The sequence below is a fragment of the Rhodobacter sp. NTK016B genome, from assembly GCF_017303295.1.
GTDB lineage: Bacteria > Pseudomonadota > Alphaproteobacteria > Rhodobacterales > Rhodobacteraceae > Pararhodobacter.
Map to the genome: position 1 here is coordinate 91,411 of NZ_JAFKOK010000018.1, position 9,569 is coordinate 100,979.

Sequence of the window (9,569 nt, forward strand, 5' to 3'; positions counted from 1 at the left end):
CTCCGGTCGGGCGCCCTGATCGGCGCCCGCCCGGTTTAGCGCGCTCAGGCGCCCACTTCCACCCCGGCCCGGATCAGCGCGTCGTAAATCTGCGCATCGCGGCCATAGATGTCGTCACGGTAATTCATCCGTCCATCGACCGAAGTATAGGCCGTGCGGTAGACCAGATGCACCGGGATCGGCGTCACCAGCGGCACGCGGGTCAGGCGACCGGTGCTCTGGATCATGTGGTAATAGTTGACCGGATCGTCTTCCTGAACCGCCAGAAGCTGGTAGGCGAATTCGCGCGGATCGGCCAGACGGATACACCCATGCGAGAAGGCGCGCACATCGCGGCTGAACAGCGAGCGCGACGGCGTGTCGTGCAGGTAGATCGCATAGGGGTTGGGGAACATGAACTTGACCTCACCCAGCGCGTTGCCCGGCCCCGGCGGCTGCTGCACGTCGAAGGGCAGCGTCTGCGGCGAATACGCGGCAAAGTTCACCTGTTCGCGCGGCACGACACGCCCGGCATGGTCAATCAGGTTGAGATGCCGCGCCCCGCCCGAAGACAGCGCCCCCCAATATTCCCCGATGATCGACCGGGGCAGCGTCCAGGTCGGGTTGATGTCCATGTATTCCATCATGTCCGAGAATTCGGGCGTCTGGTTCTGGCGCGAACCGATGACCGAGCGGGTCTCGTAGGTCACCTCGTCGAAATCGACGATGCGGGCGACGAAATCGGTCAGGTTGACCCAGACATGGCGGTCGCCGCGCGGAATGTTCAGCCAGCGCTCGCGCTCGAGCGCGACATTGATCGCGGGCAGACGATCCTGCGGCTCGACATTGATCGCACGGATCGTCGCGTTTCCGGCCACGCCATCGGCGTCGATGCCGACCGATTCCTGGAATTCCTGCACCGCCTGCTGCATCAGGGTGTCATAGGTCGCCGTCGCCACGCGCGGCATGAAGCCCATGGCGATCAGCCGGTTGCGCAATTGCACGACGCCCGTGCCGGTATCGCCCGGCTGCAGGCTTCCGGCCTGAACGCGCTGCCCCCAGCCGCCATTCGCCACCGTGTCCAACAGATCGCGGCGGGCGCGGTAAAGCCGCGCGTATTCGGGCGACGAGGGCGCGAGGTTGCGGATGAAGGCCACCGGCTCGGACGCAACGAAATCGGTCATCAGCTCGGTCGGATCGGGGCGCGGCACGTCGCGCACCATGTATTCCGGGTTGATCGACGCGGGATCGACCACGCCGCTATGAATGTCCGTGGCATAGCGCAGGAAGGTCAGCGAGGCGCGCGCTTCGAGCATCCCGCGATCACGCTCGGTCTCGACCGAGTCAAAGGCGGCCAGCAGCCCGTTCAGATCGTAGCGCGCCTGCGGCAGCCCGTGTTCCGAGGCCCGGCTCAGCGCGGAGACAAGGGCGCTGCGGCGCGCGGCATCTTCGGCGCCGGTCCAGACAGCCTGATAGCCGTTTTCGCGGTAGAAAGCGGCCAGTTCACTGTTTTCGGCGACGCCCTCGGCCAGGGCCTGCCGGAAGGCGGGGAATTGCTGCGCCTGTGCGGGCGAGGCGAAGGTGGCGGTCAAAACGGCGGGCGCGGCGCCGCTCAGGGCCAGGCTCAGAGCCACAAATCCGGCGCGGAATACCGGACGGCTCGCATGCTTGGACCGTCGCGCTTCCTTCATCTGCATGGAAATACTCCCGTAAGATTCACTGTCCCGCGGATCGGAGCCACACCGCGAAGGATGCCGGCGCCCGCCTCGCTTGGGCGAATTATATCATTTGTCAGTGTCGATTTTCGCAGCTTGCTTCACCATACACAATGCTGAGACCGCACTGATTCCCGCGACAACGCCGCAAGGGCCGGTCCGGTTCCCCAACTTCGCCGCGAACGCCGGGAACCGACCGCCGCGACCCGCCGCAAAGGTCGAAAAGCGCCACCAAATCCGCCCGAAGACCGCCCCGCAGGCATCTGTTAACAAAAGATTTTTGCGCGCATTAAGCCTTTTTCAGCAAAATCTCGCCTATTTTGTCGGCACAACACCTGCCAAACCGAATCCGGGCTTGGGAGAACCGCATCTCTGTGGCATAGAAGCATCAGAAGAAAAATTTGTCTTCGTGACTCGATGCCGGAACGGATGCGGCCCCTGCCGCCACCCAGAAGGGATCGACCATGAAGCTAAGCCGCAAAGGCTCCCCGCGACTCTGGGATTGGGACAGGACAAACATGACTTCTTCGGCTGAAACCGGATTTTCCCGGCGCGCTTTGCTCGGCGTCTTCGCCGCAACCGCCGTCACCGCAGCTCCGCAAATGTCCAAGGCCTTCGCCTTCAACCGTGGCGCTGGCGATATTCGTCGGATCAAGATGTATTCGGGCCATTCGGGCGAGACGCTGGACGCGATCTACTGGATCGACGGCGATTACGTCCCCGAGGTTCTGGATATGGTGAACCACTTCTGCCGCGACTGGCGCAACGATCAGATCCACCGGATCGACACGCGCACGCTGGATATCATGGCCGCCGCGCATAACCTGCTGGACGTGACCGAGCCCTACATCCTGCTGTCGGGCTATCGTTCGCCCGAAACCAACGCGATGCTGCGCCGCCGGTCGTCGGGCGTTGCGCGCAACTCGCGCCACATGGTCGGCCAGGCTGCTGACCTGCGCCTCAACAGCCGTTCGGTCGGCCAGGTCGCGCGCGCCGCGCTCGCCTGCAATGCCGGTGGTGTTGGCCGCTACTCGCGCTCGAACTTCACCCATATGGATTGCGGCCCGGTCCGCACCTGGGGCGGCTGATCGTCCCCGGATCTTCCGCTTGCGATGAACCCCGCGCACCTCCCGGTCGCGGGGTCTTCTTTTGGCGTTTCGCCCCAAAGACTTGCCCCAAGACTTGAACAGGCCCGCACCGCGCCCCTAAATGGGTGCCGAACCAGAGTCAGGGACAATGACAACCTTCGACACCGCCTTGTGGCTGACCGCCGGCGCGATTTTCGCGCTTCTCATCCTGTCGGGATTCTTCTCGGGCAGCGAAACCGCCCTCACTGCCTCGTCGCGCGCCAAGCTCAGGGCGCTCGCGGATCGCGGGTCGAAAGGGGCCGAGACGGCGCTGAAGATCACCGAAGACAGCGAACGGCTGATCGGCTCGGTCCTGCTGGGCAACAACCTGGTCAACATTCTGGCCACCTCGCTGGCGACGGCGCTGTTCACCCGGCTGTTCGGCGATTCCGGTGTCGCGCTGGCCACGCTGATCATGACCCTGCTGGTGTTGATCTTTGCCGAGGTCCTGCCCAAGACCTACGCGATCACCAATCCCGAAACCGCCGCCTCGCTGGTCTCGAAACCGATCCGCGTAATCGTCGTGCTGCTCTCGCCCATCGTCGGCGCGGTGCGCGTGCTGGTGCGCGGCATCCTTGCGCTGGTGGGCGTGCGGACCGATCCCGACAGCGCGGTACTCAGCTATCACGAGGAAATCGCAGGCACTCTGGCACTCGGCCATTCCGAAGGCTCGGTCGACAAGGAAGACCGCGACCGCCTGCTTGGCGCGCTTGATCTGGGCACCCGCACCGTCGAAGAGGTCATGCTGCACCGCTCGCAGCTTGAAACCGTCGACCTTGACGCCCCCCCGGCCGAGATCATCGCCCAAAGCGTAAACTCGCCGCATTCCCGGCTGCCCGCGTGGCGCGACGAGCCCGAGAATATCGTCGGCGTGATCCATATCCGCGACCTCATGCGCGAGGTGCACAAGCTGGTCACCGAAGCCGAGGGCGACTTCAACGCGGTCGACAAGCTCGACATCGCCAGCGTCATGCGCGAGCCCTATTTCGTCCCCGACACCACGCCGCTCGACGAGCAGATGCAGCAATTCATGAAGCAGCACCGCCATTTCGGGCTGGTGATCGACGAATACGGCGCGCTGCAGGGTCTGATCACGCTCGAGGACATTCTCGAGGAAATCGTCGGCGAGATCGTCGATGAACACGACATTCCCACCGACGACCCGATCATCCGCCTCGACTCGGGCGCGATCGAGATCGACGGCAACATGACGATCCGCGACCTCAACCGCGCGATGGACTGGCATCTGCCCGATGACGAGGCCAACACCGTCGCCGGTCTGGTCATCCACGAAGCCCAGCTTATTCCCGAGGCCGGACAGGTCTTCCAGTTCCACGGCTTCCGCTTCACCGTGGTCGAGCGGGTGGAAAACCGCCTTACCCGGCTGCGCGTGCGCTGGGTCAAAAAGGCGCACTGACAGGCGCTGGATCTGCTCACAACCTCATGATCCGGCAGGGCTTTCGCACACGTCAGCGTTGTGCCATGCTGCCGCTTCTTTAAACGATAGAACGGACGATTTTTATGCGCTCATTTCTCGCTCCCGCCGCTGTTGCGGCGCTTTCCTTCATTTCCGCCGACACCGCGCTGGCCCTTGGCTGTAGCGAAGGCCAGTGGTTCGCCGACGGTGTCGTCACGCCCTCGAAAACCATGGGCAACGTGACCAGCGCCACCCAATACGCCTGGGATGGCGGCACCAGCATCGTCGAGACCTGCAACCTGACCACCGAAGGCAATGATTTCTCGGCTATCTGGCGGCTTTATTCCGGCGAGGTCGATGCGACCCATCCCGGCATCTGCATCATGCTGACCAACGATCAGGGCAATAACTGGTATTCCTGCGTGCCCCCGGCGACGGTAGGCGCGGCGAATGGCGCGGGTCAGGACGACCCGGCCTTCACGTTGCGTTTCAGCAACTGGATGGATTCTGTCGGTGGCTAAAGCCGCTGAATGACACAGGGTTCAGAGCGGCTCGATGTCGCCCTGAGCCCGCCCTTCATGGAACGCGGCCACGAAATCGGCCAGCGTTCCGGCGGCGATCGCATCGCGCAGACCCTGCATAAGATCCTGATAATACTGCAGATTGTGCCATGTGAGCAGCATCGAGCCGATGATCTCGTCGGCGCGGACCACATGGTGCAGGTAGGCGCGCGAGTAGTTCCGGCAGGCCGGGCAGCCGCAAGCCTCGTCCAGCGGGCGCGGATCGTCGCGGTGACGCGCATTGCGCAGATTGACCGAGCCGCGTCGGGTCCAGCCCTGCCCCGTCCGGCCCGAGCGCGAGGGCAGCACACAATCCATCATGTCGACGCCACGCTCGACCGCGCCGACGATATCGTCGGGCTTGCCCACCCCCATCAGGTAGCGCGGCTTGTCCTCAGGCAGAAAACCGGGCGCGTAGTCCAGCACGCCGAACATCGCCTCTTGTCCCTCGCCCACGGCCAGACCGCCGATCGCGTAGCCTTCAAACCCGATCTCGGCCAAAGCCTTCGCCGATTCCTCGCGCAGGTCCTTCGTCACGCCGCCCTGCATGATGCCGAACAGCGCATGGCCGGGCCGGTCGCCGAACGCCTCACGCGAGCGACGCGCCCAGCGCATCGACAGCCGCATTGATTCTGCGACGACCTTGTCTTCGGCAGGCAGCGCCGGGCATTCGTCGAAACACATGACGATATCCGACCCCAAGAGCCGCTGGATCTCCATCGAGCGTTCGGGCGACAGCATGTGCTTCGAGCCGTCGATATGGCTGGAAAACCGCACGCCCTCTTCCGTCAGCTTGCGCAGATTGGCCAGCGACATGACCTGAAACCCGCCCGAATCGGTCAGGATCGGCCGCTCCCAGTTCATGAATTTGTGCAGCCCGCCCAAAGCGGCGATCCGCTCGGCCGTGGGGCGCAGCATCAGGTGATAGGTGTTGCCCAGCAGGATATCGGCCCCCGTCGCGCGCACCGAGTCGGGCATCATCGCCTTAACCGTGCCCGCCGTGCCAACCGGCATGAAGGCCGGCGTGCGGATCTCGCCGCGCGGGGTGTGGATGATCCCGGTGCGGGCCGCACCGTCCTTGGCGTTCAGGGTAAAGGAAAACCGCTCGCTCATGCCGGACCTCTTTCGCTGAAGGCTGCTTTAGCGCGCGCGGCCCGATCTTGCCAGCCCGCGCCGCAGGGTCCACAGTTGCGCCATGGAACAGATCAGCACTTCCCGCAGCAATGGCGTCCTGACCGTGACGCTGGAAAACGGCACCGCGCACCCCCTGTCGCTGGGCATGATCCGCGCGCTGCATCAGGCCGTGACGCAGGCGCAGGATGACGACGAGACCCGCGTGATCGTCCTCCACGGGCCGGGCAAGATCTTTTGCGCGGGCCATGATCTGAAAGAAATCGCCGCCCACCGCGCCGATCCCGACGAGGGCCGCGCCTATATCACCGAGCTGTTCGAAGCCTGCGCCGAGATGATGAAGACCGTGGCGAACAGCGCCAAGCCCACCATCGCCCGCACCGAAGGCATCGCCACCGCCGCCGGGCTGCAGCTGATCGCCGCCTGCGATCTGGCCTATGCCGCGCCGCAGGCCCGCTTCTGCCTGCCCGGCATCCGGCGCGGCGGGTTCTGCACAACGCCCTCGGTCGCGGTCGCCCGCGCGGTAGGCCGCAAGGCGCTGATGAAACTCGCACTGACCGGCGAGGATCAGACCGCCGACTGGGCGCTGGCCAACGGCATCGTGACCGAGGTGGTGGCAGACGACGCTCTCGCCGCGCGTGTCGATGACATCGCCCGGACCCTCGCCGGGCGCTTCTCAGACGTCTCGCAGGCGGGGCTGGCGGCGACCAAGGCGCAGCTCGACCTGCCGCTCGATCAGGCCTACGCACTGGCAACCGAGGCGATGATCGGCCATTTCATGGACCCGACCCTGCCCGACCCGCCGATCCTGTCGCGCAAAAGCGCGGCGGAATAGGCCAGACCCTCGGCGCGAGGCCGCCCCCCCTTTACGCAAGCGCGGCAAATTCCTATATCTCTGGTCAGGAATTACACAGAGCCCCGAGGACGCTATGACCGCCTCCGACACGCCCGCCCCGGTGGAAGGCACGCCGCTGATCGCACCGTCGACGACCGAACACCCGCTCTACGAGCCGGTGGTCGAGGCCTGTCGCACGGTCTATGACCCGGAAATTCCGGTGAATATCTACGATCTCGGCCTGATCTACACCATCGCCATCAATGACGGCGGCAAGGTCGATGTCACCATGACCCTCACCGCGCCGGGCTGCCCGGTCGCCGGCGAGATGCCCGGCTGGGTACAGGACGCCATCGGCGCCGTGCCCGGTGTCAGCGAGATCGATGTCGAAATGACCTTCGATCCGCAATGGGGCATGGACATGATGTCGGACGAAGCCCGCCTCGAACTCGGATTCATGTAAACACCATGTTCGCAATACCCGGCAAATCCCCCGTTACCCTGACCCCGGCCGCCGAAGCCCATATCGCGCGCCTGATGAACAAGCAGGGCAAGATGGGCCTGCGCATCGGCGTCAAGAAGGGCGGCTGCGCGGGGATGGAATACGTCATGGACTTCGCCGACGAGATCGCCGAGCACGAAGAGATCATCGAACAGGGCGACGCCCGCGTTCTCATCGCGCCGATGGCGCAGATGTTCCTCTTCGGCACCGAGATCGACTATGAAACCGGCCTTCTCGAATCCGGCTTCAAGTTCCGCAATCCCAATGTCTCGGAAGCCTGCGGCTGCGGCGAAAGCGTCAAGTTCGAAGACGTCGATACGCTGAAAGCCAAACTCGACGCCGCCACCCGCGCCGCCGAGTAACCGCCGACCCTTCGGCCCGCCCCATCTTTAATCCCGAAATATCCTCGGGGGTGAATTTGCCGTCAGGCAAAGAGGGGGCAGACAGCCCCCTCCCCTTTCTGACCCGCCGCCCTCAGACCCGCAGCGCCTCGCGCGGATCCATCACCGGCAGACCCAGAGCCGCGCCCACAGCGGCATAGGTCAGCTTCCCCTTATGGGTGTTGAGCCCCGCCAGCAGGTGCTCGTCCTCCGCTGCGGCCAGCCGCCAGCCCTTGTTGGCCAGCGCCATCATGAAGGGCAAGGTCGCGTTGCCCAAAGCCTGGGTCGAGCTGCGCGCCACCGCGCCCGGCATGTTCGCCACGCAGTAATGCATGATCCCGTCCACCTCGTAGATCGGATCGGCATGGGTGGTGGGCTTCGAGGTCTCGAAACATCCCCCCTGATCGATCGCCACATCGACCAGAGCCGCGCCGGGCTTCATCGTGGCCAGTTGCGCGCGCGACACCAGTTTCGGCGCGGCGGCCCCCGGGATCAGCACCGCACCGATCACCATATCGGCCTCGGCCACCAGCTCGGCAGTCAACGCGGCCGAGGAATAGGCGGTCCTGAACACGCCGCCGAACGCATCGTCGAGATAGCGCATGCGCGGCAGCGACCGATCCAGCACCGCCACATCCGCCCCCATTCCCGCCGCGATGCGCGCCGCATGGGTCCCCACGACCCCGCCGCCGATCACCACGACCTTCGCGGGCAACACACCCGGCACACCGCCCATCAGCACGCCGCGCCCGCCATTAGCCTTCTGCAGCGTCCACGCCCCCACCTGCGGCGCCAGCTTGCCCGCCACCTCGGACATCGGCGCCAGCAGCGGCAAGCCGCCCGCGCGGTCTGTGACGGTCTCATAGGCGATGGCCGTCACGCCGCTTTCCAGCAGGTCTTTCGTCTGCGCGGGATCGGGGGCCAGATGCAGATAGGTGAACAGGATCTGGTCCTCGCGCAGCCGCGCGCGCTCGATGGCCTGCGGCTCTTTGACCTTCACCACCATTTCGGCGCGCGCAAAAACCTCCTCGGCGGTATCGACGATCTCGGCGCCCATCGCGCGGTAATCCTCGTCGGCATAGCCCGAGCCGAGCCCGGCGCCGGTCTCGACAATCACCGCGTGGCCCGCGTCGACGGCTTCATGCGCCGCGGCGGGCGTCAGGCCTACGCGAAATTCCTGTGGCTTGATTTCCTTGGGGCATCCGATCAGCATTCTGGTCTCCCGTTGCTGGGCTTTGTCTTCGGCCCGAAAGGGCCTCTCCCGTGTAAGGCCAGAGTCTCGCATTCCGCCCCGCAGGTGCTTGATTTCTTGGCCGCGAGCGCGGAAACTCACGCAAGCTTCTTCGCTCAGGGACGGGAAAACCTTATGAAAGTTGCGCTGCAATGCAGCTAGACGCGACAGACCGCCGCCTTCTGAGGCTTCTCCAACGCGAAGGGCGCATCTCGAATGCCGAACTGGCCGAGCGCATCGCGCTCTCGCCCTCGGCTTGTCACCGCCGCATGCAGCGATTGGAAACCGACGGCTATATTGCCGGCTATGTCGCTTTGGTCGATGCGCGCCGGATCGGCAAACCCACCACTGTCTTCGTCGAGATCACCCTGAACGGCCAGTCGGACGAGATCCTCGACGCGTTCGAGAAAGCCGTGGCGCGCATCCCCGACCTGCTGGAATGCCACCTGATGGCCGGCAATGCCGATTTCCTGCTGAAACTCGTGGCCGAGGATACCGAGGATTTCGCCCGTATCCACCGCCAGTACCTCTCGCGCCTGCCCCATGTCGCGCAGATGCACAGCTCGTTCGCGCTGCGCACCGTGGTCAAGACCACCGCGCTCGACATCTGACGGCCCGCCCGTGACGGGTGGCGCGCGCATCTTTGATCCGGAAATATCCTCGGGGGTGAATTGGCCGCAGGCCAAGAGGGG

10 protein-coding genes are annotated in these 9,569 nt (G+C 64.8%); 7 read left to right on the forward strand and 3 right to left on the reverse strand.

From position 1 onward, the window contains the following. Positions 1-44 precede the first annotated feature (44 nt). Positions 45-1,676, reverse strand: coding sequence for a L,D-transpeptidase family protein (locus JI664_RS20970; protein WP_286174217.1), 1,632 nt, complete (start codon positions 1,674-1,676; stop codon positions 45-47). Positions 1,677-2,212: 536 nt separating this feature from the next. On the opposite strand from JI664_RS20970, the gene JI664_RS20975 reads away from it, so the two are divergent. From JI664_RS20975 to JI664_RS20985, 3 genes are all read left to right on the forward strand, one after another. After that, positions 2,213-2,782 (forward strand): YcbK family protein, encoded by a 570-nt coding sequence (locus JI664_RS20975; RefSeq protein WP_207015735.1) that lies wholly within the window; start codon positions 2,213-2,215, stop codon positions 2,780-2,782. Positions 2,783-2,930: 148 nt separating this feature from the next. Further along, positions 2,931-4,238 (forward strand): HlyC/CorC family transporter, encoded by a 1,308-nt coding sequence (locus tag JI664_RS20980; protein ID WP_207015736.1) that lies wholly within the window; start codon positions 2,931-2,933, stop codon positions 4,236-4,238. Between the two features lie 104 nt (positions 4,239-4,342). Further along, a complete protein-coding gene (locus JI664_RS20985; RefSeq protein WP_207015737.1) occupies positions 4,343-4,759 on the forward strand; it encodes a hypothetical protein in 417 nt (138 codons plus the stop codon). A 21-nt stretch (positions 4,760-4,780) separates the two neighbouring features. Here the strand turns inward: JI664_RS20985 and tgt are convergent, their stop codons facing one another. Further along, positions 4,781-5,911 (reverse strand): tRNA guanosine(34) transglycosylase Tgt, encoded by a 1,131-nt coding sequence (tgt, locus tag JI664_RS20990; RefSeq protein ID WP_207015738.1) that lies wholly within the window; start codon positions 5,909-5,911, stop codon positions 4,781-4,783. An 82-nt stretch (positions 5,912-5,993) separates the two neighbouring features. Here tgt and JI664_RS20995 point away from each other — a divergent pair, with 82 nt between their 5' ends. The 3 genes from JI664_RS20995 (at position 5,994) to JI664_RS21005 (ending at position 7,628) form a co-directional block, all read left to right on the forward strand. Beyond that, entirely contained in the window at positions 5,994-6,764 is a 771-nt protein-coding gene (locus tag JI664_RS20995) for an enoyl-CoA hydratase-related protein (RefSeq protein ID WP_207015739.1), read from the forward strand. Positions 6,765-6,858: 94 nt separating this feature from the next. Then, positions 6,859-7,227, forward strand: coding sequence for an SUF system Fe-S cluster assembly protein (locus tag JI664_RS21000; protein ID WP_207015740.1), 369 nt, complete (start codon positions 6,859-6,861; stop codon positions 7,225-7,227). Between the two features lie 5 nt (positions 7,228-7,232). Further along, the gene (locus tag JI664_RS21005) at positions 7,233-7,628 is read left to right on the forward strand and encodes a HesB/IscA family protein (protein ID WP_207015741.1); all 396 of its coding nucleotides are present in this window, start codon (positions 7,233-7,235) and stop codon (positions 7,626-7,628) included. A gap of 112 nt (positions 7,629-7,740) precedes the next feature. Here the strand turns inward: JI664_RS21005 and ald are convergent, their stop codons facing one another. Next, positions 7,741-8,859, reverse strand: coding sequence for an alanine dehydrogenase (gene ald, locus JI664_RS21010; protein WP_207015742.1), 1,119 nt, complete (start codon positions 8,857-8,859; stop codon positions 7,741-7,743). Positions 8,860-9,029: 170 nt separating this feature from the next. Here ald and JI664_RS21015 point away from each other — a divergent pair, with 170 nt between their 5' ends. Further along, positions 9,030-9,488 carry an Lrp/AsnC family transcriptional regulator gene (locus JI664_RS21015; protein ID WP_207015743.1) on the forward strand — a complete coding sequence of 153 codons (459 nt, stop codon included), beginning with the start codon at positions 9,030-9,032 and terminating at the stop codon, positions 9,486-9,488. Positions 9,489-9,569: the final 81 nt, after the last annotated feature.